The sequence below is a fragment of the Pseudomonas sp. MYb193 genome, from assembly GCF_002966775.1.
In the GTDB taxonomy this organism is placed as follows: domain Bacteria; phylum Pseudomonadota; class Gammaproteobacteria; order Pseudomonadales; family Pseudomonadaceae; genus Aquipseudomonas; species Aquipseudomonas paracarnis.
In genome coordinates this window covers 5710731-5735777 of record NZ_CP023269.1, presented here as the reverse complement: position 1 = coordinate 5735777, position 25047 = coordinate 5710731, and the positions used below count along the sequence as shown (strand labels likewise).

The following is a 25047-nucleotide window of genomic DNA, read 5'->3' as shown; positions in this document are numbered from 1 at the left end:
AGCGCTATGTCGAAGACTTAGTGGGGCCTCCCACATTTGATTGGGTTTACAGGGTGAGGTTAGAAGTCGCCCCAGAGTTGTTGGGCGACGGATAGTGCGACGACGGGCGCGGTCTCGGTACGCAACACCCGCGGGCCGAGGCGAGCGGCGTGGTAGCCGGCGCCCTGGGCGGTCTCGACTTCATTATCGGTGAGCCCACCCTCGGGGCCGATCAAGAACGCCAGGGTTGATGGCTTGGCGTGGCTGATCATCGGTTCTGCCACCGGGTGCAGCACCAGCTTCAAATCCGCCTCGGTTTGCTTGAGCCAGTCTGCCAGCAAGAGCGGGGGGTGAATCACCGGCACCGTCGAACGCCCACATTGCTCACACGCACTGATTGCCACCTGGCGCCAGTGCAGCAAGCGCTTGTCGGCGCGTTCGTCCTTGAGGCGCACTTCGCAGCGGTCGCTGAAGATCGGTGTGATGGCGTTGACGCCCAGTTCAGTGGCCTTCTGGATCGCCCAATCCATGCGCTCGCCCCGGGACAGGCCCTGGCCGAGGTGAATATGCAGGGGCGATTCGGCCTGGCCGGCAAAGCTATCCGTGAGTTGCACGGTGACGCGTTTTTTACCGACTTCCAGCAAGGTGCCACCAAACTCCTGGCCGGAGCCGTCGAACAATTGCACGGCATCGCCTTCACTCATGCGCAACACACGGCTGATGTAATGCGCCTGGGCTTCGGGCAGTTCGTGGTCACCGAGACTCAGCGGGGTGTCGGTGAAAAAGCGGGACAGTCTCATGTCTGTTCTCTGGAAAATTCAACATCGATAGGGCTGTTTTTTGTGGCGATGGAGCGGTCAGCCTGGGTCTCGGAAGCCTGGGTGAAAATCTTTGGGCACCGCCACACTGACCTTGCTGTTGGTGGCGATATCGATCCCCTCGCTGGCGACCTCAGCCAGGAAGTCGATCTGCTCGGGTGTAATCACATAGGGCGGCAGGAAATACACCACGCTGCCCAGTGGCCGCAACAGCGCCCCACGCTCCAGCGCGTGCTCGAAGACCTTCAGGCCACGGCGTTCCTGCCATGGGTAGGCGGCCTTGGTGGCTTTGTCCTGCACCATCTCGATCGCCAGCACCATGCCGGTCTGGCGCACTTCCGACACGTGAGGATGGTCGACCAAGTGCGCGGTGGCCGTCGCCATGCGCTGGGCCAGGGCCTTGTTGTTTTCGATGACGTTGTCTTCTTCAAAGATATCCAGCGTCGCCAACGCCGCCGCACAGGCCAGCGGGTTGCCGGTGTAGCTGTGGGAGTGCAGGAAGGCACGCAGGGTCGGGTAGTCGTCGTAGAAGGCGCTGTAGACCTCTTCGGTGGTGACCACGGCGGCCAGCGGCAGGTAACCGCCGGTGAGCGCCTTGGACAGGCACAGGAAGTCCGGGCGGATGCCGGCCTGTTCACAGGCGAACATGCTGCCGGTGCGGCCAAAGCCCACGGCGATCTCGTCGTGGATCAAGTGCACGCCATAGCGGTCGCAGGCTTCGCGCAGCAGCTTGAGGTACACGGGGTGGTACATGCGCATGCCACCGGCACCCTGGATCAGCGGCTCGACGATCACGGCAGCGACGGTGTCGTGATGCTCGGCCAGGGTCTGCTCCATCGCCATGAACATGTTGCGCGAGTGTTCTTCCCAGCTCATGCCGTCGGGGCGCAGGTAGCAATCCGGGCTCGGCACCTTGATGGTGTCGAGCAGCAACGCCTTGTAGGTCTCGGTAAACAGCGGCACGTCGCCCACCGACATCGCGGCGATGGTTTCGCCGTGGTAGCTGTTGGTGAGGGTGACGAAGCGCTTTTTGTTCGGCTGGCCGCGGTTGAGCCAGTAGTGGAAGCTCATCTTCAGCGCCACTTCGATGCAGGACGAACCGTTATCGGCATAGAAGCAGCGGGTCAGCCCTTCGGGTGTCATCGCGACCAGGCGCTCGGACAGCTCGATCACCGGTTGATGGCTGAAACCGGCGAGGATCACGTGCTCCAGCTGATCGACCTGATCCTTGATGCGCTGGTTGATACGTGGGTTGGCGTGGCCGAATACGTTGACCCACCATGAACTGACGGCATCAAGGTAGCGCTTGCCTTCGAAGTCTTCCAGCCATACGCCTTCACCGCGCTTGATGGGCACCAGGGGCAATTGCTGGTGGTCTTTCATCTGGGTGCAGGGATGCCACAGCACCGCGAGGTCGCGTTGCATCCACTGGTTGTTCAAGCCCATCGGTGATCTCCTCGAAGCGGTCCTGCGGCGGGCGCAGGCGAAACAATCGCGCAAGCCTATGCAATGGTGGCTTGGGTCACAAGCCATTGTGGGGAAATTCGCGGTAAATGCAGGACGGTCTGTCACGTTTCCCAGGGATAGTCTTAATCCCTTGTTAATTTATGATGCCTAGCCTCTTTATCGTATTTTCCGATATTTCAAAGCAAAATTTTCCGCTTTAATTCGATAGGTAAAGCGCTAGTCTTGGGCACAGTTCTTACGGGATTAAGTACATGCAGCTACGTAATTCGCCGGCCCGCTATGGTTGGGTCAGCATGGTTCTGCACTGGGGCGTAGCCCTGGTGGTGTTCGGTTTATTTGCCCTGGGCTTGTGGATGGTCGGTCTCGATTACTACAGCGCCTGGCGCAAAGATGCGCCCGACTTGCACAAGAGCATTGGCATCACGCTGTTCGCCATCATGCTGGTGCGGATCGTCTGGCGCCTGGTCAGCCCGCCGCCACCACCGCTGGCCAGCTATAGCCGCATGACGCGCCTGGGTGCTGCATTTGGGCACGCTTTTCTTTATCTCGGGCTTTTTGCCGTGATGATTGCCGGTTACCTGATTTCCACCGCAGACGGTGTCGGTATCCCGGTGTTTGGCCTGTTTGAAATTCCTGCCGTGGTTTCCGGTCTACCGGACCAGGCAGATACCGCCGGTTGGGTGCATCTGTACCTGGCCTGGGTGCTGGTGGTTTTCGCCGGCTTGCACGGTGTGGCAGCACTGAAACACCATTTTATCGATCGTGATGCGACCCTTACGCGAATGCTGGGACGCAAAGCCTGATGTTCAACCTCGACTCACAAGGAATAGAAAGCATGTTGAAAAAAACACTCGCTGCGCTGGCAATCGGTTCTGCCCTGCTGTCCGCAGGTTCGGCGATGGCCGCTGACTACGTGATCGACAAGGAAGGCCAGCACGCCTTCGTCGATTTCAAGATCAGTCACCTGGGCTACAGTTTCATCACCGGTACCTTCAAGGACCTGGACGGTAAGTTCAGCTTTGACGCTGCCAAGCCTGAAGACGCCAAGGTGGAAGTGAATGTTCGCACCGCCAGCGTGTTCTCCAACCACGCCGAGCGCGACAAGCACGTCACCAGCAAAGACTTCCTGGATTCGGGCAAATTCCCTGATGCCAAGTTCGTCTCCACCAGCGTCAAGCCAACCGGCAAGAACGCTGATGGCAAGCAGACTGCGGACGTAACTGGCGACCTGACCTTCCACGGCGTGACCAAGCCTGTCGTGGTCAAGGCCACGTTCCTGGGCGAAGGCAAGGATCCATGGGGCGGCTACCGTGCCGGCTTTGAAGGCACCACCTCGATCAGCCGCAAAGAATTCTTCCCGGCTGGCATGGACGTAGGCCCACAGTCCGACGCTGTTCAGCTGTACATCACCTTTGAAGGTGTGAAAGCGAAGTAATGCTTTGTATGTAGGTGCGAGCTAGCTCGCTCCTACAGGCAAAAAAAACCCGTATCTCGCGATACGGGTTTTTTTTATGCTTCGCGGTTGCGAGTCAGCAGCGCTGGTTTCTCACCACGAGGACGGCCTGGCAGTTGATCCAACTGCTCAGGTGTCGGGAAGCGATCCGCTTTCGACTCCTTGTGGATGATCTTCGGCGCCGGGCCACCCCGTGGGTTTTGTACTGCAGGCTCGGACGAGCGAGGCTGATCGTCACGGGCCGGGCGGCGGTTGTTGCTGCGTGAATCTTCGCGACGGGCCTGGCCGTCACGCGGTGCGCCATTACGCGGGCCGCTGCGCTTGGCAGGTGGGGTACCGGTGGTACCGCCGCTGCTGCTGCGCGGGGCGTTCTGGCGACCGCCCTGTGGCTGGCCGCTACGTGGAGCGCCTGCGCCCTGAGCCGGAGCCCCTGGACGACGGCCACGGCCCTGGGCCGGTTTGGCCTGGGGCACGTAGTCGACGCGGTTACCGAAGTTATCGATATCGTCGTCAAGGAACTCGTCCGGGGCGCGGTCGGCCGCGGCGCGTGGTGGCTGGCTCGGCTGGCGCTGTTCGCGGGCCGGGGTGCCTTCACGGGGCTTCTGCTCACGGGCCGGGCGTTCGCCACGGCTGCTGGTCGCGGATTTTTCCTTGCCCTTGTCCTTGCCTTTGTCGCGACGACCGCCACCACCACCGCCGCCGTTCGGGCCATCGCCCTTCGGACCACGTGGGTTGCGAGGGTTGCGCACATCCGGACGCTCGCGCGCTTCTGGCTTCTCGGCCTCCACGGCGCTGGCATCGAAGCCCATCAGGTCGCCATCGGCGATTTTCTGCTTGGTCATGCGCTCGATGCTTTTCAGCAGTTTTTCTTCGTCCGGCGCGACCAGCGAAATGGCCTCGCCCGAGCGACCGGCACGGCCCGTACGGCCGATACGGTGCACATAGTCTTCATCGACGTTTGGCAGCTCGAAGTTGACCACGTGTGGCAACTGGTCGATATCCAGGCCGCGTGCGGCGATATCGGTGGCCACCAGGATACGCACGCTGCCGGCCTTGAAGTCGGCCAGGGCTTTGGTGCGCGCGTTCTGGCTCTTGTTGCCGTGAATGGCGACGGCGGTGAGGCCGTGCTTGTCCAGGTACTCGGCCAGGCGGTTGGCGCCGTGCTTGGTGCGGGTGAATACCAGCACCTGTTCCCAGGCACCCTGGGTGATCAGGTGCGCCAGCAGCGAGCGCTTGTGGCTGGCGGCCAGGCGGAACACGCGTTGCTCGATACGCTCGACCGTGGTGTTGGGCGGCGTGACTTCGATGCGCTCGGGGTTGTGCAGCAGCTTGCCGGCCAGGGCGGTGATGTCGTTGGAGAACGTTGCCGAGAACAGCAGGTTCTGACGTTTGGCCGGCAGGCGGGCGAGGACCTTTTTCACGTCATGGACAAAGCCCATGTCGAGCATGCGGTCGGCTTCGTCCAGCACGAGGATTTCCACGTGGGACAAATCGACGCTGCCTTGGCCGCACAGGTCGAGCAAACGACCCGGGCAGGCCACCAGTACATCGACGCCACGGGACATGGCCTGAACCTGAGGGTTCATGCCGACGCCGCCGAAGATGCAGGCGCTGACGAACTTCAAGTCGCGGGCATACAGCTTGAAGCTGTCGTGCACCTGAGCGGCGAGTTCGCGGGTTGGGGTCAGGACCAGTACACGCGGTTGGCGCGGGCCGTGACGTTGGGATTTGTCCGGGTGACCGTTGGGAAACAACCGCTCCAGGATCGGGAGGGCGAAACCGCCGGTTTTACCAGTACCTGTCTGAGCCGCGACCATCAGGTCGCGACCTTGCAACACGGCGGGAATGGCCCGCTGTTGCACCGGAGTAGGCTCGGTATAGCCCGCTGCCTCGATGGCGCGGACTAAAGCCTCGGAGAGACCGAGGGAAGCAAAGGACATGAGTAATCCTGTTTTAGTTAGGGCTTGGCCCAAAGGGATAATCTTGCCGGGCGTGAATGGCGCTTAGGGGAGCGCAACCCCGTCCGGTCCTGCTGCGTCTGGCGGGCACTCCACCGGCTCGCGCGGGCTGCAAAGCTGCGCAGTAGCTGGGTTGGGTGCCGTTTTCAAGACCCGAGCGGCCGGGCGTAAGCCTGGCGGAAAGGCCGCAGTATAACAGAGCAATCACTGCGCGCTGCTTTCCTGCTGCTCAACGGCGTGTTCGGGGGCTGGTATGGGGGCTGTTTGCTCGTGCATCCGCCCATATTTGGCGCTCAATGTGGCATAGGCGGGCTCTTGCTTGAAGCGCTTGAGCTCGGCGGCAAAGCGTTGCACCAGCAGGTCCATGCCTGCGCCACGGCGTACCGCAAGAAATTGCTGCTGGCGGCTGACCACCACCGACGCCTGGCTGACTTTACCTTCCAGGCCCAGCGCCTTGAGCACGTGGTGCCCCACGCGCCGGTCAGTCACCACCATATCGACGCGACCCAGCATGAGTTTGCCAAAGTTGGCTTCATGGCTGGGTGCGGGTTCGCGCTGGAAGGTGTTGGACTTACTGAACGCGTTGCCATAAAGGTAGCCAGGCGAAACGCCAACGGTCAGGCCGCGCAGGTCGTCGAGCGTGGCGGCGGGGTGAGGGCGTTCGTTGGCATAGAACAAGACAAATTCGACTTCCGACAACGGCTCGCTGGGATAGAGCAGCAACGCGTCGCGCTCCTGGCTATGAAAGATATCCAGTGCGCCGTCGGCGTGGCCCTGCTCGAGCATCGCCAGGCAGCGCTTCCAAGGAAGGAACTGCCATTGCACGTCCACCCCCAGGCGCTGGAACACGATCACTGTGGTTTCATAATCCAGGCCGGCCATGGTGCCGTTGTCTTCGTAGACATAGGGCGCCCAGGGTTCGGTGACAATGCGCAGTTTCTCGCCATGAGCGGTCAGGCTCAGGCAAGAAAACAGCACAGCGGTCAACAGCTTGAAGAGGACGGGCATACCCTGAGGTTACGACGCTCCCCGAAGAAAGAGAAGCTCTGGCACGCGCATTGGCGGGCGGTCCTACTTCGCAGGAGCGTTCAGCAGGTGTTCGTGGATCGCGGCCCGGCGCTCACCCAGAATCAAACGCACCACGGGGTTGGCGAACCAGTGTTCCAACTGGTGGGCATCAATCGGGCGCTTCTGGCGTTCTTCCTGGTTTTGTCGGGCCTTGTCCCACCAGACCGGGCCGCACGCCTGGTCGAACTCGTTTTCGTGTTCGTAGCAGCCGTAGAGAATCTCGCGGATGAACTGTTGCTGATGCTTGGGCAGCAGCAGGGTGATCAGCTTGTACATCAAACGCTGCAAACGCGGCGGGCGCGGCAGGTGCGAGGAGACTTGGCGCGTATCGGCCAGGGCTTGTGCGCTGGTGGGTGCGCTGGCGTGCTTGGCGATCCACGCCTTGACCTTGGCCCGGAACAGCTGTTTGCGGCTCCAGTAATGATGGATCAGGTCCGGGCACTCGCGCACCTTGACGGTACGGTAGGCGGCTATGGACAGGCAGAACTCTTCCAGGGTGTAGGCGCCCTGGGCGTGGGGGAACAGTTCATCCATCAACTCGATGGAGTGGTCGAGGATGTGCGCATCCTGTTGGGTCAGGCCCATGACGCCGGAGTTGAGGGTCATCATGTCATCGTCGGCCACGCCCATGTCCAGCAGGCGCTGGCGCAGGGCGGTGTAAAGGATGCTTTCGTGATTGTCGCCGTACTTGGTGTAGAAAGCGTTGCACAGCAGGGTGCCGGGCTGTACGCGTTCGAACAGGGCCATGGGCGAATGATGGAAGAAGGTGTCGGTGTCGATCAGCAGTGCCACCGGGGATTCTTGCAGCACCTGGCGCAGCACCACGTGTTTGGTACGAAAGTGATAGCCGTGGGGCTCGCTCCAGCGTTTGCGGGTGGCCTCATCCAGCGGGCGGACGCGCACTGGCAGCAAGCGATAGGGCTCGGGGTTGTCGCTGAATACCTGAATGTCGATGTTCGCGTCCGGCGTGTCCTGCAGGAATGCCAGTGCGCTGGCGATGCTGAATACGGCTTCCTGATGGTAGGTGTCGGCGCCGAAGACCAGGTAGACCAGTTGCGGGCGGGACGTCGAGGGCACTGTATTCATGGACTGCGGGGTTCCGTGGGTAACGTAAAACGACAAAGGCCCTCGTCAGAACGAGGGCCTTGGTACAACCGGTCAAGCGTTAACGTGGCAGCTTGAGGTTGTTCCAGATGGCAAGGCTGGGTTCAGCTTGGTTCAGGGTATAGAAATGCAACCCTGGTGCACCACCTTGCAACAATTGCTCACACATCTCGGTGATGACCTGCTCGCCGAACGCCTGGATGCTTTTGACGTCATCGCCATAGGCTTCCAGTTGCTTGCGCACCCAGCGCGGGATCTCGGCGCCGCAGGCGTCGGAGAAGCGCGCCAGCTTGCTGTAATTGGTAATCGGCATGATGCCCGGCACGATCGGGATGTTCACGCCCATCGCCCGTACACGCTCGACGAAGTAGAAGTAGCTGTCGGCGTTGAAGAAATACTGGGTGATCGCACTGTCGGCGCCGGCATTGGCCTTGCGCACGAAGTTCTGCAAATCGTCTTCGAAATTGCGCGCCTGGGGGTGCATCTCCGGGTAAGCGGCTACTTCGACATGGAAGTGATCGCCACTTTCTTCGCGGATGAAGCTCACCAGATCGTTGGCGTAGCGCAGCTCACCGCTGGCCATGCCCATGCCTGATGGCAGGTCGCCACGCAGGGCAACGATGCGCTTGATGCCGGCGGCTTTGTATTGGGTCAGCAGGCTACGCAGGTCGGCCTTGCTGTCGCCCACGCAGGACAAATGCGGAGCGGCGGGAACTTTGACTTCACTTTCAAGCTGCAACACGGTGTTGATCGTGCGATCACGGGTCGAACCGCCAGCGCCGTAGGTGCAGGAGAAGAAGTCAGGGCTGAAGCTGGCCAACTGCTTGGCAGTTGCCATCAGTTTTTCATGCCCAGCATCGGTCTTGGTCGGGAAGAACTCGAAGCTGTAGCGACGGTCTTGGGACATGGTCATACCCTTGGAAACTCGAAAGCCTGGAAGGCATACGCAATCGATGCGGGTGCCTGGCTTTCTGTGGGAGCTGGCTTGCCTGCGATAGCATCAGCTCGGTGTTACTGGAACACCGAGGCGTCTGCATCGCGGGCAAGCCCGGCTCCCACAGAAGAGCCGGCGCCAGCAAGGCCGATCAGTAGCGGTAAGCGTGCGGCTTGAACGGGCCTTCAACCGTCACGCCGATGTAGTCGGCCTGGGTCTTGGTCAGTTGAGTCACCACGCCGCCGAAGCCGCGGACCATTTCCAGGGCCACTTCTTCGTCGAGTTTCTTCGGCAGTACTTCCACGGTCAGGCGCTCGGCTTTCTGGGCTGGCGACAGGTCGGCGTACTTTTGTTCGAACAGGAAGATCTGCGCCAGCACCTGGTTGGCGAACGAGCCATCCATGATGCGGCTTGGGTGACCAGTGGCGTTGCCCAGGTTCACCAGGCGGCCTTCGGCCAGCAGGATCAGGTAGTCATCGTTCTGTGGGTCGAAATCACCAGCGCCGGTACGGTGAACCTTGTGTACCTGCGGCTTCACTTCTTCCCATGCCCAGTTCTTGCGCATGAAAGCGGTGTCGATCTCGTTGTCGAAGTGACCGATGTTGCAGACAACGGCGCGCTTCTTCAGGGCCTTGAGCATGTTCGCATCGCACACATTCACGTTACCGGTTGTGGTGACGATCAGGTCGATCTTGCCCAGCAGGGCTTTGTCGATGCTGGCTTCGGTGCCGTCGTTCTGGCCGTTGATGAACGGCGAAACCACTTCGAAACCGTCCATGCAGGCTTGCATGGCGCAGATCGGGTCGACTTCGGAGACCTTGACGATCATGCCTTCCTGACGCAGGGACTGGGACGAACCCTTGCCCACGTCACCGTAGCCGATCACCAGGGCTTGCTTGCCCGACAGGAGGTGGTCGGTGCCGCGCTTGATCGCATCGTTCAGGCTGTGACGGCAGCCGTACTTGTTGTCGTTCTTGCTCTTGGTCACCGAGTCGTTGACGTTGATGGCCGGGATTTTCAGCTCGCCCTTGGCCAGCATGTCCAGCAGGCGGTGTACGCCGGTGGTGGTCTCTTCGGTCACGCCGTGGACGCGGTCGAGGATCTGCGGGTATTTCTTGTGCAGCAGCTCGGTGAGGTCGCCGCCGTCGTCAAGGATCATGTTGGCATCCCATGGCGCGCCATCTTTGAGGATGGTTTGCTCCAGGCACCACTCGTACTCTTCTTCGGTCTCGCCTTTCCAGGCGAATACCGGGATACCGGCAGCAGCGATAGCGGCAGCGGCCTGGTCTTGAGTCGAGAAGATGTTGCAGGACGACCAACGCACTTCGGCACCCAGGGCAACCAGGGTTTCGATCAGCACGGCAGTCTGGATGGTCATGTGGATGCAGCCGAGAATCTTGGCGCCCTTGAGCGGCTGCTCAGCGGCGTACTTGCGACGCAGGCCCATCAGGGCTGGCATTTCGGATTCGGCGATAAAGGTTTCGCGACGGCCCCAGGCAGCAAGGGACATGTCGGCGACTTTGTAGTCGTTGAAATCTGCAGGCGTCATTACAGCGCTCATAGAGAGCCTCCATTCGTAGTGTGCGAATGGGCGCCGTTGTGCGTTTAGTATCAGGCCAGGGCAACCAGGCCGGACAACGCCCCATCCGAGCCTGACAGGTTGAACCTGCTGCAGCGCCCCTCGGACAGGTGGCGGGAGAACGGTATCAATCGAAGATGACCGTTTTGAAGCGGAGGCGATTATAGCCGTGTAAGCGGCACTTCCCAAGCCTTTCTGTCGGCGGCATGAAGATCGTTCATGGGCTTGATAGCTAACGGCTCATAGAGCTTGGGTCCTTGCTCTGCCATGATGTTGCCTATCATTTGGCAAGACGCTTTGGAGTGACCATGAACTTCCACACCCGCAAATGGGTAAAACCCGAAGACCTCAACCCCAACGGCACACTGTTCGGCGGCAGCCTGTTGCGCTGGATCGACGAAGAAGCGGCCATCTACGCCATTGTCCAACTCGGCAACCAGCGCGTGGTCACCAAGTACATCTCGGAAATCAACTTTGTCAGCGCCTCGCGCCAGGGCGACATCATCGAGCTGGGGATCACGGCCACCGAGTTTGGTCGTACCTCTATTACCCTGACCTGTGAAGTGCGTAACAAGATCACGCGCAAAAGCATCCTGACGGTAGAAAAAATGGTCTTCGTCAACCTCGGCGAAGACGGTTTGCCCGCGCCTCACGGCCGTACAGAGATCAAGTACGTCAAGGATCAGTTCCAGGAAGACGGCCTCAGCGAGTAATCCCGCGCAGGACCAGTGAACGCTCTTCATCAACCATAGGTCGTACCTGAACATCGCCCCCCGTTCAGGTATCACCATGGCTACGCAAGAAGACGGCAAGACCCCCAACCTGTCCCAGGAAGAGCAGCAGGACGTCGACAAGAACCAGCCGCCCCGCGCAGCGGTATTGCACGAAATCATTCGTACCCAGGGCGACCAGGAGCTGGAGCGCAGTGTCGCCGCGTTGTGGTGGTCGGCCTTGGCAGCCGGGCTGACCATGGGCTTGTCACTGATGGCCATGGGGCTGCTCAATTCACGCCTGCCTGAGGGCGAAGCCTTCAAGGTAATTGCCAGCTTCGGCTACTGCGCGGGCTTCCTCGCGGTGATCCTGGCACGCCAGCAACTGTTTACCGAAAACACCCTGACCGCCGTGCTACCGGTGATGAGCAAGCCAACCCTGGCGAATGCCGGGCGTCTGTTGCGGCTGTGGTCAGTGGTGCTGGTGGGTAACCTCTGCGGCACACTGTTGGTGGCGTATGTGATGCTGCACCTGCCGATTTTCGACAGCAAGACCGACCTGGCCTTCCTCGAAATCGGGCGCAAGATCATGGAAAACGACGCCGGCCAGATGTTCGCCAAGGGCATCGTCTCCGGCTGGATGATCGCCACCATGGTGTGGATGATCCCGTCGATGGAAAGCGCCAAGATGTGGATCATCATTCTGATCACCTACCTGATGGCCCTGGGGGATTTCACCCATATCGTGGTGGGTTCGGCGGAAGTGTCATACCTGGTGTTTGCCGGCGAGTTGCCGTGGAAGGATTTCTGGCTGGTGTTTGCCGGCCCTACACTGGCCGGCAACATCATCGGTGGCAGCTTCATTTTTGCGCTGATCAGCCATGCGCAGATTCGCAGCGAGGGTAGCTTGCCGGGCAAGAGCGCCGCGGACCCGAGGCATCCGCAGCGGATCAACAAGGATCAGTGAGCGTCAGGTGTGGCCTGGGATTCGTCTTGGGTCACGCGCTTGACCAACTTGCCGATGCTCAAACCCTGCAACAGGATCGACGACAGCACCACGATGTAGGTGATGCTCAGCAACAGATCGCGCTCTGGGCCCAGTGGCAGGGCCAGCGCCAGTGCCACTGAAACCCCGCCGCGCAAGCCGCCCCAGGTCAGGATACGGATGGTGCCGCGCGGTACCGTGCGCCAGCGCCGCAGCAACAGGATCGCCGGGGCCACCGTCAACAAGCGCGAGAGCAGGATCGCCACTGCCAGCAAACTGGCCGCCAACACATGCAGCCAGTTGAAGGGCAATAGCAGCAGCTCCATGCCGATCAGCGCAAACAGCAAGGCATTGAGCATGTCATCGAGCAGTTCCCAGAAACCATCCAGGTAGCGACGCGTCATGTCGTTCATCGCCAGTTTGCGCCCCAGGTTGCCGATGATCAGCCCTGCGACCACCATCGCAATCGGTGCGGACACATGCAGCTCCGAGGCCATGGCCGAGCCGCCGATCACCAGGGCGAGGGTCAGCATGACTTCGATCTGGTGCTGTTCGATGCTCTTGATCATCAGGTACACGAGATAGCCGATCAGCCCGCCAAACAGCACGCCGCCAATGGCTTCGTGGGCAAACAGCATGGCCGTGGCGCTCACGGTGGGCGTCTCACCCAACTGCGCGATACCCAGCAGCACGGTAAACACCACCACCGCGGTACCGTCGTTGAACAGAGACTCGCCGACGATGGTGGTCTTCAACGGCTTCGACGCGTTGGCGGTACGCAGCACGCCGAGCACCGCGATCGGGTCGGTGGGGGAAATCAGAGCGCCGAACAGCAGGCAGTAGAGGAAGCTAACGTGCCAGCCAAACAGGGCGAAGATGTAGTACGCCAGGCTGCCGATGACCACGGTGGCAATCAACACACCAAAGGTTGCCAGCAGGCCGATGGGCCAGCGGTAACTGCGCAAGTCGTTCAAGTTGACGTGCAAGGCACCGGCGAACAGCAGGAATGAGAGCATCCAGTTCATCAGCAAATCGCCGAAGTCGATCTGGCCGATCAGTTGCTGGACGCGTTCCTCCAGGCCCGGGTAGCCGAGCACGCTCAAGCCTTGCAGGATCAGCGAGAAGATCAGCGCGGTGACCATCACGCCGATGGTCGGCGGCAGTCCGATAAAACGGAAGTTCACATAGGTGAGCAGGGTGGTGAGGCAGATGAAGGCGGCGACAAGTTCAAGCATCCGGGGTCCTTGGAGCAGGGAAATATAGGCGCACGGGGTGCGTCGAATCGGTGGTTAGTATAAACAGGTGCTGTTACATGACGTATCAATTAAGGAGGTTCTGGTGGTAGCGACAGCCCTGGTGCTGGTAGCGGCGCTGTTGCATGCGACGTGGAACACCTTGATCAAGTTCAGTGGCGAGCGCCTTTTAGTCATTGCCTGCATGGACAGTGTGGCGCTGCTGTTCGTGTTATTCGCGGTGGGCTTCGTGTCCTTGCCGCCGCTGGACATCTGGCCGTGGATCATGGCCTCTGCGCTGTTTGAATTGCTCTATCGCTATTTATTGATCCAGGCCTATCGGGTGGGTGACCTGGGCCTGGTGTATCCGTTGATGCGCGGTTTGTCGCCGCTGGTGGTGCTGGTGCTGACCCTGGTGTTTGCCGGCGAAGTATTGAATACCCAGCAGATTCTGGGGATTCTGCTGATTCCGTTCGGCATGGTGTGCCTGCTGTGGCAGGGCGGCGGCGGTGACCGGTTGCCCTGGTCGATGCTACCGGTGGTGGTGTTGATTGGTCTGTGCATCGGCTGCTACACCTTTCTGGACGGGCAGGCGCTGCGGCGCTGGTCGCATCCGCTGGATTATCTGGTGTGGCTGACGCTGATCAGCGCCTGGCCGTTTCCGTTGCTGGCGCTGGTGCGCAAGCGTGCGGCCTTCAGCCTGTTCTGGCGTACCCAGTGGCGGTTGGGCTTGAGCGTGGGGCTTTGCGTATTGTTGAGCTACGCTTTGGTACTTTGGGCCATGCAGTTGGGCTCGATTGCCGAAGCCGCCGCGCTGCGCGAAGTCAGTGTGATTCTGGTGGTGCTGTTCGGCATGCGTTACTTGAAAGAACCTTTTGGCCGTCCACGGCTCATAGCCTGTGGGGTGGTGTTGATTGGCATGTTGGTGATGAAACTCTAACCGTCGGATAAAACTAAAAGGAATCGGTGATGACAGTCGCTTTATGGTGTGTATTGATCGCAATCTTTCTGCCGTACATTTGCACCGGTGTGGCCAAGTTCAGCACAGGCAAGTTCGGGTTACGGCATAACCACGACCCGCGTGCCTTCCTCGATAGCCTGGAAGGCGTCGCCAAGCGTGCTCATAGCGCGCAACTCAACAGTTTCGAAGTGACCCCGGCGTTTGCCGCTGCAGTCATCATTGCGCACTTGGCCGGCAACGCCGAACTGGTGACGATCAACGTGCTGGCAGTGCTGTTTATCACCAGCCGCCTGCTGTACATCATTTGCTACCTGGCGGACTGGGCGATCTTGCGTTCGCTGGTGTGGGCCGTGGGTATGGCGTTGATTGCGAGTTTCTTCTTCGTTTCGATCTGAGGGACGACGCCGTCGCTATGCGGGAGGGAGCAAGCCCTCATGTCGATCAATTAAATGTGGGAGCTGGCTTGCCTGCGAAAGCGGTCGCGCAGTAACAGATGCAGTGACTGACACACCGCCTTCGCGGGCAAGCCCGCTCCCACAGGGGATTTGCGATAACTGACTGGGTTCAGGGCACGCCTCTCCCACATTGATTATCAGCGTTTGTCAGGTTCCGGCAGGCGCATCCGGCAACTGGGGCAACGCCGCGCCTTTGGGCCACAGCATCCAGATCTGCCCTTGCTGTTTCATATTCCCCGCCAACTCGCCTGCGGCATTGCCTGTGCCCCAGAACAGATCTGCGCGCACTTCTCCGGTGATTGCGCCGCCGGTATCCTGCGCGGCGACAGGGCGTGCCAGTGGCGTGCCGTCTGGTTTGGTGGTCGACAACCACAAGAGGCTGCCCAGCGGAATCACCTTGCGATCCACTGCCACACTGTAGCCGGCGGTCAATGGCACGTTCAGCGAACCGCGCGGGCCTTCGTTGCTGTCGGGGCGGGCGCTGAAGAATACGTAGCTGGGGTTGCTCGCCAACAGTTCTGGAATGCGCTGCGGGTTGGCCTTGGCCCAGGCGCTGATGGCGCCCATGGTCACGTCTTCTTTTTTCAGTTCGCCTTGTTCCACCAGCCAACGGCCAATAGGGCGGTACGGGTAGCCGTTCTGGTCGCCGTAACCCACACGCAGTTGACGCCCGCCGGCCAGTTGAATACGTCCCGAGCCCTGGATTTGCAGGAACTGCAGGTCCATCGGGTCGGTCAGCCAGGCGATCGGCTTGGCGGTAGAGCCTTGGCTGTTGAGGGTGCTGGCGTCGTCATACGGCTTGAGCACACGGCCTTCCAGGCGCCCGCGCAGGCGCTTGCCCTTGAGCTCCGGATAGATGCTGTCGAGGTTGACGACAATCAGGTCGTCCGGCACGCCGTATACCGGCACGTGGGCGGTGGCGGTCTTGGTCAGGCTGCCGGGGTAGACCGGCTCGTAATAACCCGTGATCAAGCCGTTTGGCGTGTTGTTGGCCGAACGCAGGCCGAAGACATCCAGGTGTTCCTTGAGAAAGCTACGAACCGCTACGGCATCGCCCGGTACGCTGGCCGCTGTCGCGCAGGTCGCGCCCCAGATCGGGTCGGCCTTGAGGCGCTGGCAGGCGCTGCGCCAGGATTCAAACCCGGCGAGCAAGTCGCTGTCGGAAACGCTCGGCAGGGCTTCCCACGGTGCGCTCACATAGGTGGCAACGGCGTGAGGTTTGGTTGGCTCCTGGGCCACTTCTTTGTCGGTGTCTTTACCAGCATCGCAGCCGGCCAGTAGCGCGAACATTGGCAGAGCCCAAGCCAGGCGGCGGCCCCAGGGTTTGAAGGTGGTATTCATGCAAGCAATTCCTGAAACGATTGCCCGCGCTTCACTGCATCCGGGCAACCTTGTTATTAATAGGGCTATTGGTCTTTGTGGGCGGTGCGAGGATACTGGCCGCCGTTTCCCGTGACCTTGAAGCCATGATGATGTTAAAAAAACTGACCGTTGTATTGCTGGCCTGCCTGGCTTTGTCTGCCTGTGGCGGTGTTGATCCCAATTCCCCCCTTGGCCAGCGCAAGGCGATCTTCAAGCAGATGCTCAAGACCGGTGAAGACCTGGGCGGCATGCTGCGCGGACGTATCCCATTTGATGGCGCCAAGTTCGCCGAGGGTGCGGTCAAGCTGGATGCGTTGTCCCATGAACCGTGGAAACATTTTCCGAGCGTACGCGAAGAAGACCACACCAGTGCCAAAGATGATGTGTGGCAAAAACAGGCGCAGTTCCAGCAACTGGCCCGCGAACTTGAGGCGGCCACCGGTGAATTGGTGATCGCCAGCCAGGTGCAGCCCTACAAGGCCAGCAACCTGCAACCGGCGGTGCAAAAAGTTGAAGATGCCTGTAGCGCCTGCCATAAACAGTTCCGCGATCATTGATCGGTTTTACTGGTCGAGTTCTTCCACTGCGTCCTGCAGCTCTTTACGCGAGTCGGCCAGCTTCTCCTTGCGCTTGTTGATCTTGTCCGGGTCGCCTTTTTTCATGGCCTTGTCGAGGTCGGCCTGACGGCGGCTGACTTCGTGCTTGGCGTCGAGCACCTTGTTTTCACGTTCTTTCTTCAAGCCGGCATCGGTGCAGTGGGCGGTAACTTCGGCCAGGGCTTTTTCCAGGCCAGCCTGTTGCGCGCTGTTGCCGTGGGCCTTGGCTTGTTCGATCTGGCTGCTGATGGCCTGGCGCTTGGCGGCGCAGCCGGTGAGGGGTTGTGCGTCTTCGGCGGCCAACAGCGGCGTGGCCATGAAGCTCGCGAAGGTCAGCAAGGCAAAGGGGGCGAGAAATTTCATATAAGGCTCCAGGTTCGCAATCAGGTGGCGGAGGGGATCAAAACCCATCTATCCCGGCTCCGCGTAATGTTTCAGCCAAGGCTTGTACCTGCGGGTCGCGAAAAAAAGCGCTGAGTTGCGCCGCGCGTCCCGGGCCGATGCCATCTGAGGCCAGCCAGGCTTGAGTGTCTTTGGCGACCAGCGTCTGCCAGTCTCCTTCCAGGTTGTTGCGCGCCGCCGGCGGCACGCCCAAGGCCTTGAGCCATAGTGAAAAAGGGCGTTGCCGGGCGCTTTGAATACTGTCGAGCACCCGCGCACGGGTACGTTCGCCTAAGCCCTCAATGGTAGCAAGCTCGGCCGCATCAAGTGTCAACCAATCGAGAAAGCCTGCGATTAGACCGGCCTGGATCAATACGTTCCAGGTTTCGCGCCCCATGTGGGGCAAGGCCAGGCCGTGTTTACCGCTCAGCCAGGTGAGGCGGGCGAGCAGTTGGTCTTCGCAGCCAGGGTCCAGTTGCCAGCAGCTCAAGGCATGAAAGTCTTGAGGGTCGGGTACCTGCATGTCCACGCGTGTCTCGTTGCGCAGGATCACCTTGTCCAGTCGCGGTATGACCTGGCCCGCCAGGCTGATCGACACATGATCGCCAGGGCGGATATCCAGGGTTTGCCAGCGTTTCAGGGAGCCGACGCTCACTCGGCTGATCTGCCGATCATCCAGCCGTACGGGCTCCAATTCGAGAATAGGTGTAATACGCCCGGTACGTCCGACCCTGAACTCGACCTTGCGCACCAGGGCCAGTGCCTTGATAGCCGGGTACTTCCAGGCAACCGACCAGTAGGGCGCACTGGCTTGCCAGCGCTCGGCGGGCGCTCGCGCACCCTGGTGCAGCACCACGCCGTCGCTGGCGAAGGGTAGTGGTGCGTTGTACCAGTGCGTGCGCCAATGCGCAGCTTCGCTGATGGTGCCCACGGGTTGGCTGTACTGTTGGCTATCGGTGAAGCCCCAGCGCGCCAAAGTGGCCAGGTGTTCGGTGAAATCCGTCGGGCCGTCGGGCCACGCCCAGATGAACAGGCCGATCCCGGCAGCCTCGGCATCGCTCAACTGACGACGGTTCATCAGGCCAGCCACTTTGCTGCGCGCATTGAGCCCGCCCTTGAGCGATTGCACATGGTGGTTGAGGCGCCAATAGAGTTCGCCTTGCAGCACCACATCAACGGCGTCGGGCAACTGTTGGACAATGCCGGGGATCTTGGCGGCGGAGGCTGACCAATCGTGGCCCAGCAGGCCGTCGCCCCGACTGATGAGCTGATGCAAGCGGCCCTGGCGATACACCAGTGTCACCGCAACGCCATCGACCTTGGGTTGGACCCAGACATCCTGTCGAGTGCTGAGCCAGTCACTGACGGCGGGCTCGCTCGGCAGCTTTTGCAGGCCCGTGTGCGCAACCGGGTGAGGTAAGGTACCGCGCGCACTGGCCAGCGGGTTATCAGGCTTGGGTGTCTGCTCGCGGGTGCACTCCTGCCAATGCGCCAGGCGTCTGCGGGCTTGGTCGTAGAGCTCATCGCTGATCAGGGCTTGGCCCTGTCGATGGTAGCTGTCGTCCCACTGCTGGATTTGCCCGGACAGAGTTTCCAGCTGTGAGTGAACGTCATCGGGGCAGGTTTCGGCCCAGGCCCAGGCTGGTACGGCGCTTATGAGAACAGCCAGTAATACGTGCATCGTGAGCATCCTTGCTCGAAAAGGGGGCCCAGCCTAAGTGATCCACGCGCCCACAAAAAAGCCCCGACCGAGCGGGGCTTTTTACCGGGTATTTCTGTTTACTTGAACAGGCCGCCCAAGGCCTTCACAGCATCATTGTTTTCCGCCTTGGCCTGCTGTTTTTGCTGCTTGGCGTCGACTTTTGCCTGGCTGTCGGCGAGTTTGTTGCAAGCTTTGTTGACCTGCTCCAGCGCAGCCTCATACGCCCGCACTTTCAGCAGATCGTTCTTGGCATTGGCCGCGTCGATCTTGGCTTGCAGGTCTTTGGGTTGCTGCTGGCAGTCGCCGGCATTGCCGCCACCGAGCTGGGCACTCAGGGCGCCGCTCAGAGCGTTCAGGTCAGCGGCCTGGGCCGACAGGGTGAACAGGCTGAGCAGAAGGGCGGCAGGGGCGAGCGTTGAAATACGCATGAAAACCTCAATGTTCGATTGCCTGCGCGCTTATCCATCCCGGGCGGGCGCAGTGCAATATCCAAATAAGGTGAAGGGCCCGAGAAGGCGCGGATTCTAGTGGGCCATCATTTGGCCTGCAAGTCTTGGATCCAAAAAAGCCCGAAGTGGTCCTGCAGGCAACAAAAAGCCCCGCCAGGCAGACCTGGCGGGGCTCTATTTACCGCGAACGATTACAGGCCGGCGGCGGTACGCAGGTCGTTGGCGCGGTCGGTTTTTTCCCAGGTGAAGGTGCTGAAGGTGTCATCACCCACAGTCTTCTGCGCAGGGGTGCGGCCGAAGTGACCGTAGGCTGCGGTTTCCTGGTACATCGGGTGCAGCAGGTCGAGCATGGTGGTGATTGCGTAAGGGCGCAGGTCGAAGATCTCACGCACCAGCTTGACGATCTTGTCATCGCTGATCTTGCCGGTGCCGAAGGTGTTCAGCGAGATCGACGTAGGCTGGGCCACGCCAATGGCGTAGGAAACCTGGATTTCGCAGCGCTCGGCCAGGCCGGCAGCCACGATGTTCTTGGCCACATAACGACCGGCGTAAGCCGCAGAGCGGTCAACCTTGGAAGGGTCCTTGCCGGAGAATGCACCACCGCCGTGACGGGCCATGCCGCCGTAGCTGTCGACGATGATCTTGCGGCCGGTCAGGCCGCAGTCGCCCACGGGGCCACCGATGATGAACTGGCCGGTCGGGTTGATGTGGAACTGGGTGTCCTTGGTCAGCAGTTCGGCAGGCAACACGTGCTTGACGATCAGTTCCATCACGCCTTCACGCAGGTCGGCGTAGGACACGTCCGGGTTGTGCTGGGTCGACAGTACGACGGCGTCGATGCCCACGACTTTGCCGCCTTCGTAGCGGCAGGTCACCTGGGACTTGGCGTCAGGGCGCAGCCATGGCAGTACGCCGGATTTACGCGCCTCGGCCTGGCGTTGTACCAGTTGGTGCGAGAAGGTGATCGGCGCGGGCATCAGTACGTCGGTTTCGTTGCTGGCGTAGCCGAACATCAGGCCCTGGTCGCCGGCGCCCTGGTCTTCAGGCTTGGCCCGGTCAACGCCCTGGTTGATGTCCGGGGACTGCTTGCCGATGATGTTCATCACGCCGCAGGTTGCGCCGTCAAAGCCGACGTCGGAGCTGTTGTAGCCAATGTCGGTGATCACGTCACGCACGATCTGCTCCAGGTCGACCCAGGCAGTGGTGGTAACTTCGCCGGCGATGATCGCCACGCCCGTTTTCACCAGCGTCTCGCACGCCACACGGGCGAACTTGTCTTCAGCGATGATAGCGTCCAGCACCGCGTCAGAAATCTGGTCGGCGATTTTGTCCGGATGCCCTTCAGACACGGACTCGGAGGTGAAAAGGGAGTATTCGCTCATCTCGATGTTTTCCTGATATTTACCGATGGTGAGTGTCGCCAGCCGGTCGCTGAAAATGGCGGACCTGAATCTGGAAACCATTACGTAAACCTACATAGAGGCTTTCCCCGGGAACGAGTCCCGCAGCGGTGGCCCAACGGGCCAGATCGTCCTGTTCAAAACCCAGCCAGAGATCACCGCAGGCCTCCTTGGCCCAATTCTGGTTGTGGCTGCATAAATCCGTAACCAGCAGGCTACCGCCGGGGTGCAGCAACCCGGCCATTTGCTTGAGAGCTTCTGCCGGTGCGGCGAAATGGTGCAAGACCATGTTCAGCACCACGCAATCGGCTCGCAGGCCGGTGTCACTCAGGGCGTCGGCCAACTGTAGGCGCACATTGCCCAAGGCTTCGCGCTCACAGAGTTGGCGCGCCAGTTCAAGCATCGCCGGGCTGTTATCCAGCGCGGTGACCTGCTCGAAGCGACGCGCCAGTTCGGGCAGGAAACCGCCGTCGCCAGGGCCGACTTCCAAGGCCGTGGCCTCTTCACTGAAGCTCAGCTTGTCCAGCAGCGCCAGTACGCTTTCGCGGTACTGGGCCAAGCCGGCGATCAGATCCTGCTGGGCGCGAAACTTATCGGCCACCCGTGAGAAAAAATCCTGGCTGGCGGCGGCGCGTTGCCCGTGCACCTGGCCGATACGCGATTGCACATCGCCGGGCAGGCACAAGTTATCCACTTCTTCGAGCAGGGCAGCGTGCAATTTGCCGCCAAGCAGTTCGGTATGGGGCAGTGCACGCCGGTAGAAAATCGCATTACCTTCGCGACGGGTGGCCACCAGGTCGGCCTGGGCCAGCACCTTCAAATGGTGGCTCATGCCGGACTGGCCGATGGCAAAGATCTGCGCCAGCTCCAGTACCCCGAAAGAATCGTTGGCCAGTGCGCGCAGTACGTTCAAGCGCAACGGATCGCCAGCGGCCTTGCACAAGGCAGCCAGTTCATCGCCGTCGTCAGGACGCAGGGAGGGCACGGGTAGGTTCATAAGGCCAGCAGTCTAGTGACGGGTGTAGATCCTCGCAAGGCCAATATCAAAAAGTTTTGATATTGAACGATAAGTGGCGGTTATAAGCCGTCGCTATAACCTTTAGACGAACCGGTTAAAGGTTTCTGCAAGGGATTGATGCCCAAAGCACAGGAAAAACGCCCTCAAGTGACTATCTGTCATTGCCCGCAGGCGGTGGCTGAGGGAAAATGCCGGTCCTTTTTTCCGTTTCTTTTCCGCAAACTCCAGGAGATCAGCGATGCCCAGCCGTCGTGAGCGTGCCAACGCCATTCGTGCCCTCAGCATGGATGCCGTGCAAAAAGCCAACAGCGGCCATCCCGGTGCCCCGATGGGCATGGCGGATATCGCCGAGGTACTTTGGCGTGATTACCTGAAACACAACCCGAGCAACCCGTCGTTCGCCGACCGTGACCGCTTCGTGCTGTCCAACGGCCACGGCTCGATGCTGATTTATTCGCTGCTGCACCTGACCGGCTACGATGTCACCATCGACGACCTCAAGAGCTTCCGTCAGCTGCACAGCCGCACCCCGGGCCACCCGGAATTCGGCTACACCCCGGGCGTTGAGACCACCACCGGTCCCCTGGGCCAAGGCCTGGCCAATGCGGTTGGTTTCGCCCTGGCGGAAAAAGTCCTGGGCGCGCAGTTCAACCGCCCTGGCCACGACATCGTTGACCACCACACCTATGTATTCCTGGGTGATGGCTGCATGATGGAAGGCATCTCCCATGAAGTCGCCTCCCTGGCCGGTACCCTGGGCCTGGGCAAGCTGATTGCCTTCTACGATGACAACGGCATCTCCATCGACGGCGAAGTCGAAGGCTGGTTCACCGACGACACGCCCAAGCGTTTCGAAGCCTACAACTGGCAAGTGATCCGCAACGTCGACGGCCACGATCCGGAAGAGATCAAGACGGCCATCGACACCGCTCGCAAGAGCGCGCAACCAACCCTGATCTGCTGCAAGACCACCATCGGTTTCGGCTCGCCGAACAAGCAAGGTAAAGAAGACTGCCACGGCGCCCCACTGGGTGACGCGGAAATCGCCCTGACCCGCGAAGCGCTGAAGTGGAACCACGGCCCGTTCGAAATCCCGGCCGACATCTACGCCGAATGGGATGCCAAGGAAAAAGGCCTGGCGGCTGAATCCGAGTGGGACCAGCGTTTCGCTGCGTACTCCGCCGAATTCCCTGAATTGGCCAACGAGCTGGTACGCCGCCTGGCCGGTGACCTGCCTGCCGACTTCTCGGAAAAGGCCTCGGCCTACATCGCTGAAGTCGCGGCCAAGGGCGAGACCATCGCCAGCCGTAAAGCCAGCCAGAACACCCTGAACGCCTTTGGCCCGTTGCTGCCTGAGTTCCTCGGCGGTTCGGCTGACCTGGCCGGTTCCAACCTGACCCTGTGGAAGGGTTGCAAAGGTGTCTCGGCCGAAGACGCCAGCGGCAACTACATGTACTACGGCGTGCGCGAGTTCGGCATGAGCGCCATCATGAACGGCGTGTCCCTGCACGGCGGCCTGGTGCCATACGGCGCGACCTTCCTGATGTTCATGGAATACGCACGTAACGCCGTACGTATGGCGGCGCTGATGAAGAAGCGCGTGATCCACGTCTACACCCACGACTCCATCGGCCTGGGCGAAGACGGCCCGACGCACCAGCCGGTCGAGCAGCTGACCAGCCTGCGCACTACGCCGAACCTGGATTGCTGGCGCCCAGCCGACGCCGTGGAATCCGCCGTGGCCTGGAAGCACGCCATCGAGCGCAAGGATGGCCCTTCGGCGCTGATCTTCTCGCGTCAGAACCTGCAGCACCAGGTGCGTACCGACGCGCAGATCGCCGACATCAGCCGTGGCGGTTATGTGCTCAAGGACTGCATCGGCGAGCCGGAGCTGATCCTGATCTCCACCGGTTCCGAAGTGGGCCTGACCGTTCAGGCGTACGACAAGCTGACCGAGCAAGGCCGCAACGTTCGCGTTGTATCCATGCCGTGCACCAGCGTGTTCGAAGCCCAGGACGCCGGTTACAAGCAATCGGTGTTGCCGTTGCAGGTCAGTGCGCGTATCGCCATCGAGGCGGCTCACGCCGACTACTGGTACAAGTACGTGGGCCTGGAAGGCCGTGTGATCGGCATGACCACCTACGGTGAGTCGGCACCGGCGCCAGCGTTGTTCGAAGAATTCGGTTTCACCCTGGAAAACATCCTGGGTCAGGCTGAAGAGTTGCTGGAAGACTAAGTCAGTCTGCGTTGTCTGTACTGGCGCCATCGCGGGCAAGCCCGCTCCCACATTTGGATCACGGTCCACTGTGGGAGCGGGCTTGCCCGCGATGGCGCCAGTACATTCATCACTGAACTAACCTTGATCGAGAACCCCATGCCCCAACCGCGTCCCTACAAAGTTGCACTCAACGGCTACGGCCGCATTGGTCGTTGCGTCTTGCGTGCTCTGTTCGAGCGAGGGGCGGCGGCCGGGTTTGAAATTGTCGCGATCAATGATTTGGCCGACATGGCCAGCATCGAATACCTGACACGCTTTGACTCCACCCACGGCCGCTTCCCTGGCGAAGTGCGGGTTGAAGGCGATTGTCTGCATATCAATGGCAACTGCGTGCAAGTGTTGCGCAGTGCCACCCCCGAAGGCATCGACTGGAAAGCACTGGGCGTCGACCTGGTGCTGGAATGCTCCGGTGTTTATCACACCCGTGCCGATGGCCAGCGTTTTCTCGACGCCGGCGCCCCGCGTGTGCTGTTTTCCCAGCCGATGGCCAGCGAGGCGGATGTCGACGCGACCATCGTCTACGGCATCAACCAGGATTGCCTGACCGGCGATGAGCTGCTGGTGTCCAACGCGTCATGTACCACCAACTGCAGCGTGCCGTTGTTACGCCTGCTGGACCAGGCGATCGGCCTGGATTACGTGTCGATCACCACGATTCACTCGGCGATGAACGACCAGCCGGTCATCGACGCCTATCACCACGAAGACCTGCGCCGCACGCGTTCGGCGTTTCAGTCAGTGATTCCGGTGTCCACCGGCCTGGCGCGCGGCATCGAGCGACTGCTGCCGGAACTTGCCGGGCGAATCCAGGCCAAAGCCGTACGCGTGCCGACGGTGAATGTGTCTTGCCTGGATATCACCATGCAAACCGTCAGTGACACTGACGCGGCCGAGGTCAACCGAATCCTGCGCGACGCCGCCACCAGCGGCCCGCTCAAAGGTCTGCTGGCCTACACCGAGTTGCCCCACGCCAGTTGCGATTTCAACCATGACCCGCATTCGGCAATTGTCGATGCCAGCCAGACCCGCGTTTCCGGCCCCAGGCTGGTGAACATCCTGGCCTGGTTCGACAACGAATGGGGCTTTGCCAACCGCATGCTGGATGTTGCCGAACACTATCTGCACATCGCTTCTAAACAACCTCAACAGTAATTCAGG

23 protein-coding genes and 1 riboswitch are annotated in these 25047 nt (G+C 60.7%); of the genes, 9 read left to right on the top strand and 14 right to left on the bottom strand.

Annotated features, from left to right (window positions below; all coding sequences use genetic code 11):
• Window positions 1-59: 59 nt before the first annotated feature.
• Both CLM72_RS26345 and CLM72_RS26340 read right to left on the bottom strand, forming a co-directional pair.
• The gene (locus tag CLM72_RS26345; RefSeq protein ID WP_105228828.1) at window positions 60-779 is read right to left on the bottom strand and encodes a 16S rRNA (uracil(1498)-N(3))-methyltransferase; all 720 of its coding nucleotides are present in this window, start codon (window positions 777-779) and stop codon (window positions 60-62) included.
• Window positions 780-836: 57 nt separating this feature from the next.
• Entirely contained in the window at window positions 837-2243 is a 1407-nt protein-coding gene (locus CLM72_RS26340; RefSeq protein ID WP_105228827.1) for an adenosylmethionine--8-amino-7-oxononanoate transaminase, read from the bottom strand.
• A gap of 272 nt (window positions 2244-2515) precedes the next feature.
• Here CLM72_RS26340 and CLM72_RS26335 point away from each other — a divergent pair, with 272 nt between their 5' ends.
• Together CLM72_RS26335 and CLM72_RS26330 are read left to right on the top strand one after the other, a co-directional pair.
• Window positions 2516-3067, top strand: coding sequence for a cytochrome b (locus CLM72_RS26335; protein ID WP_105228826.1), 552 nt, complete (start codon window positions 2516-2518; stop codon window positions 3065-3067).
• Window positions 3068-3099: 32 nt separating this feature from the next.
• Window positions 3100-3699 (top strand): YceI family protein, encoded by a 600-nt coding sequence (locus tag CLM72_RS26330; protein ID WP_105228825.1) that lies wholly within the window; start codon window positions 3100-3102, stop codon window positions 3697-3699.
• A 74-nt stretch (window positions 3700-3773) separates the two neighbouring features.
• On the opposite strand, the gene CLM72_RS26325 is transcribed toward CLM72_RS26330, so the two are convergent.
• From CLM72_RS26325 to ahcY, 5 genes are all read right to left on the bottom strand, one after another.
• Complete coding sequence (locus CLM72_RS26325; protein ID WP_105228824.1) at window positions 3774-5657, bottom strand: DEAD/DEAH box helicase; 1884 nt, start codon at window positions 5655-5657, stop codon at window positions 3774-3776.
• 222 nt (window positions 5658-5879) lie between these two features.
• Window positions 5880-6683 (bottom strand): ABC transporter substrate-binding protein, encoded by an 804-nt coding sequence (locus tag CLM72_RS26320; protein ID WP_105228823.1) that lies wholly within the window; start codon window positions 6681-6683, stop codon window positions 5880-5882.
• A 63-nt stretch (window positions 6684-6746) separates the two neighbouring features.
• Window positions 6747-7829 (bottom strand): hypothetical protein, encoded by a 1083-nt coding sequence (locus CLM72_RS26315; protein WP_105228822.1) that lies wholly within the window; start codon window positions 7827-7829, stop codon window positions 6747-6749.
• A gap of 79 nt (window positions 7830-7908) precedes the next feature.
• Window positions 7909-8754, bottom strand: a complete 846-nt coding sequence (metF, locus tag CLM72_RS26310) for a methylenetetrahydrofolate reductase [NAD(P)H] (RefSeq protein ID WP_034129073.1) — start codon at window positions 8752-8754, stop codon at window positions 7909-7911.
• 178 nt (window positions 8755-8932) lie between these two features.
• A complete protein-coding gene (gene ahcY, locus CLM72_RS26300; RefSeq protein WP_034128916.1) occupies window positions 8933-10342 on the bottom strand; it encodes an adenosylhomocysteinase in 1410 nt (469 codons plus the stop codon).
• 21 nt (window positions 10343-10363) lie between these two features.
• Window positions 10364-10470, bottom strand: a riboswitch (S-adenosyl-L-homocysteine riboswitch).
• A 198-nt stretch (window positions 10471-10668) separates the two neighbouring features.
• On the opposite strand from ahcY, the gene CLM72_RS26295 reads away from it, so the two are divergent.
• The gene (locus CLM72_RS26295) at window positions 10669-11073 is read left to right on the top strand and encodes an acyl-CoA thioesterase (RefSeq protein WP_034128915.1); all 405 of its coding nucleotides are present in this window, start codon (window positions 10669-10671) and stop codon (window positions 11071-11073) included.
• Between the two features lie 76 nt (window positions 11074-11149).
• Window positions 11150-12037 carry a formate/nitrite transporter family protein gene (locus tag CLM72_RS26290; RefSeq protein ID WP_105228820.1) on the top strand — a complete coding sequence of 296 codons (888 nt, stop codon included), beginning with the start codon at window positions 11150-11152 and terminating at the stop codon, window positions 12035-12037.
• On the opposite strand, the gene CLM72_RS26285 is transcribed toward CLM72_RS26290, so the two are convergent.
• Window positions 12031-13290 (bottom strand): sodium:proton antiporter, encoded by a 1260-nt coding sequence (locus tag CLM72_RS26285; protein WP_105228819.1) that lies wholly within the window; start codon window positions 13288-13290, stop codon window positions 12031-12033. The two genes, CLM72_RS26290 and CLM72_RS26285, sit on opposite strands and share 7 nt — an antisense overlap.
• Before the next feature lie 103 nt (window positions 13291-13393).
• Here CLM72_RS26285 and CLM72_RS26280 point away from each other — a divergent pair, with 103 nt between their 5' ends.
• Together CLM72_RS26280 and CLM72_RS26275 are read left to right on the top strand one after the other, a co-directional pair.
• Complete coding sequence (locus CLM72_RS26280) at window positions 13394-14227, top strand: EamA family transporter (protein WP_105228818.1); 834 nt, start codon at window positions 13394-13396, stop codon at window positions 14225-14227.
• A 29-nt stretch (window positions 14228-14256) separates the two neighbouring features.
• Entirely contained in the window at window positions 14257-14643 is a 387-nt protein-coding gene (locus CLM72_RS26275; protein ID WP_105228817.1) for an MAPEG family protein, read from the top strand.
• 207 nt (window positions 14644-14850) lie between these two features.
• On the opposite strand, the gene CLM72_RS26270 is transcribed toward CLM72_RS26275, so the two are convergent.
• Complete coding sequence (locus CLM72_RS26270; protein ID WP_105228816.1) at window positions 14851-16044, bottom strand: murein transglycosylase A; 1194 nt, start codon at window positions 16042-16044, stop codon at window positions 14851-14853.
• 128 nt (window positions 16045-16172) lie between these two features.
• On the opposite strand from CLM72_RS26270, the gene CLM72_RS26265 reads away from it, so the two are divergent.
• Window positions 16173-16622, top strand: a complete 450-nt coding sequence (locus tag CLM72_RS26265) for a cytochrome c (RefSeq protein ID WP_105228815.1) — start codon at window positions 16173-16175, stop codon at window positions 16620-16622.
• A gap of 6 nt (window positions 16623-16628) precedes the next feature.
• Here CLM72_RS26265 and CLM72_RS26260 read toward each other — a convergent pair whose 3' ends face one another.
• The 5 genes from CLM72_RS26260 to CLM72_RS26240 all read right to left on the bottom strand — a co-directional run bounded on the left by CLM72_RS26260 (window position 16629) and on the right by CLM72_RS26240 (window position 21590).
• The gene (locus CLM72_RS26260) at window positions 16629-17024 is read right to left on the bottom strand and encodes a DUF1090 domain-containing protein (protein ID WP_034129072.1); all 396 of its coding nucleotides are present in this window, start codon (window positions 17022-17024) and stop codon (window positions 16629-16631) included.
• 37 nt (window positions 17025-17061) lie between these two features.
• The gene (gene ligB, locus CLM72_RS26255) at window positions 17062-18723 is read right to left on the bottom strand and encodes an NAD-dependent DNA ligase LigB (RefSeq protein ID WP_105228814.1); all 1662 of its coding nucleotides are present in this window, start codon (window positions 18721-18723) and stop codon (window positions 17062-17064) included.
• A gap of 98 nt (window positions 18724-18821) precedes the next feature.
• Window positions 18822-19172 carry a DUF1090 family protein gene (locus CLM72_RS26250; RefSeq protein WP_014720281.1) on the bottom strand — a complete coding sequence of 117 codons (351 nt, stop codon included), beginning with the start codon at window positions 19170-19172 and terminating at the stop codon, window positions 18822-18824.
• Between the two features lie 212 nt (window positions 19173-19384).
• Window positions 19385-20575 (bottom strand): methionine adenosyltransferase, encoded by a 1191-nt coding sequence (metK, locus tag CLM72_RS26245; protein ID WP_003194964.1) that lies wholly within the window; start codon window positions 20573-20575, stop codon window positions 19385-19387.
• 19 nt (window positions 20576-20594) lie between these two features.
• The gene (locus tag CLM72_RS26240) at window positions 20595-21590 is read right to left on the bottom strand and encodes a metalloregulator ArsR/SmtB family transcription factor (RefSeq protein WP_054899040.1); all 996 of its coding nucleotides are present in this window, start codon (window positions 21588-21590) and stop codon (window positions 20595-20597) included.
• Between the two features lie 259 nt (window positions 21591-21849).
• Here CLM72_RS26240 and tkt point away from each other — a divergent pair, with 259 nt between their 5' ends.
• Together tkt and epd are read left to right on the top strand one after the other, a co-directional pair.
• On the top strand, window positions 21850-23847 hold the full coding sequence (gene tkt / locus CLM72_RS26235) for a transketolase (RefSeq protein WP_019817446.1): 1998 nt from the start codon (window positions 21850-21852) through the stop codon (window positions 23845-23847).
• Between the two features lie 138 nt (window positions 23848-23985).
• Window positions 23986-25041 carry an erythrose-4-phosphate dehydrogenase gene (gene epd, locus CLM72_RS26230; RefSeq protein ID WP_003194958.1) on the top strand — a complete coding sequence of 352 codons (1056 nt, stop codon included), beginning with the start codon at window positions 23986-23988 and terminating at the stop codon, window positions 25039-25041.
• The last annotated feature ends 6 nt before the right edge of the window (window positions 25042-25047 follow it).

Coding starts and splice junctions, on each gene's coding strand:
- CLM72_RS26345 (WP_105228828.1), bottom strand. CDS start 779: ATGAGACTGTCCCGCTTTTTCACCGACACCCCGCTGAGTCTCGGTGAC.
- CLM72_RS26340 (WP_105228827.1), bottom strand. CDS start 2,243: ATGGGCTTGAACAACCAGTGGATGCAACGCGACCTCGCGGTGCTGTGG.
- CLM72_RS26335 (WP_105228826.1), top strand. CDS start 2,516: ATGCAGCTACGTAATTCGCCGGCCCGCTATGGTTGGGTCAGCATGGTT.
- CLM72_RS26330 (WP_105228825.1), top strand. CDS start 3,100: ATGTTGAAAAAAACACTCGCTGCGCTGGCAATCGGTTCTGCCCTGCTG.
- CLM72_RS26325 (WP_105228824.1), bottom strand. CDS start 5,657: ATGTCCTTTGCTTCCCTCGGTCTCTCCGAGGCTTTAGTCCGCGCCATC.
- CLM72_RS26320 (WP_105228823.1), bottom strand. CDS start 6,683: ATGCCCGTCCTCTTCAAGCTGTTGACCGCTGTGCTGTTTTCTTGCCTG.
- CLM72_RS26315 (WP_105228822.1), bottom strand. CDS start 7,829: ATGAATACAGTGCCCTCGACGTCCCGCCCGCAACTGGTCTACCTGGTC.
- metF (WP_034129073.1), bottom strand. CDS start 8,754: ATGTCCCAAGACCGTCGCTACAGCTTCGAGTTCTTCCCGACCAAGACC.
- ahcY (WP_034128916.1), bottom strand. CDS start 10,342: ATGAGCGCTGTAATGACGCCTGCAGATTTCAACGACTACAAAGTCGCC.
- CLM72_RS26295 (WP_034128915.1), top strand. CDS start 10,669: ATGAACTTCCACACCCGCAAATGGGTAAAACCCGAAGACCTCAACCCC.
- CLM72_RS26290 (WP_105228820.1), top strand. CDS start 11,150: ATGGCTACGCAAGAAGACGGCAAGACCCCCAACCTGTCCCAGGAAGAG.
- CLM72_RS26285 (WP_105228819.1), bottom strand. CDS start 13,290: ATGCTTGAACTTGTCGCCGCCTTCATCTGCCTCACCACCCTGCTCACC.
- CLM72_RS26275 (WP_105228817.1), top strand. CDS start 14,257: ATGACAGTCGCTTTATGGTGTGTATTGATCGCAATCTTTCTGCCGTAC.
- CLM72_RS26270 (WP_105228816.1), bottom strand. CDS start 16,044: ATGAATACCACCTTCAAACCCTGGGGCCGCCGCCTGGCTTGGGCTCTG.
- CLM72_RS26265 (WP_105228815.1), top strand. CDS start 16,173: ATGATGTTAAAAAAACTGACCGTTGTATTGCTGGCCTGCCTGGCTTTG.
- CLM72_RS26260 (WP_034129072.1), bottom strand. CDS start 17,024: ATGAAATTTCTCGCCCCCTTTGCCTTGCTGACCTTCGCGAGCTTCATG.
- ligB (WP_105228814.1), bottom strand. CDS start 18,723: ATGCACGTATTACTGGCTGTTCTCATAAGCGCCGTACCAGCCTGGGCC.
- CLM72_RS26250 (WP_014720281.1), bottom strand. CDS start 19,172: ATGCGTATTTCAACGCTCGCCCCTGCCGCCCTTCTGCTCAGCCTGTTC.
- metK (WP_003194964.1), bottom strand. CDS start 20,575: ATGAGCGAATACTCCCTTTTCACCTCCGAGTCCGTGTCTGAAGGGCAT.
- CLM72_RS26240 (WP_054899040.1), bottom strand. CDS start 21,590: ATGAACCTACCCGTGCCCTCCCTGCGTCCTGACGACGGCGATGAACTG.
- tkt (WP_019817446.1), top strand. CDS start 21,850: ATGCCCAGCCGTCGTGAGCGTGCCAACGCCATTCGTGCCCTCAGCATG.
- epd (WP_003194958.1), top strand. CDS start 23,986: ATGCCCCAACCGCGTCCCTACAAAGTTGCACTCAACGGCTACGGCCGC.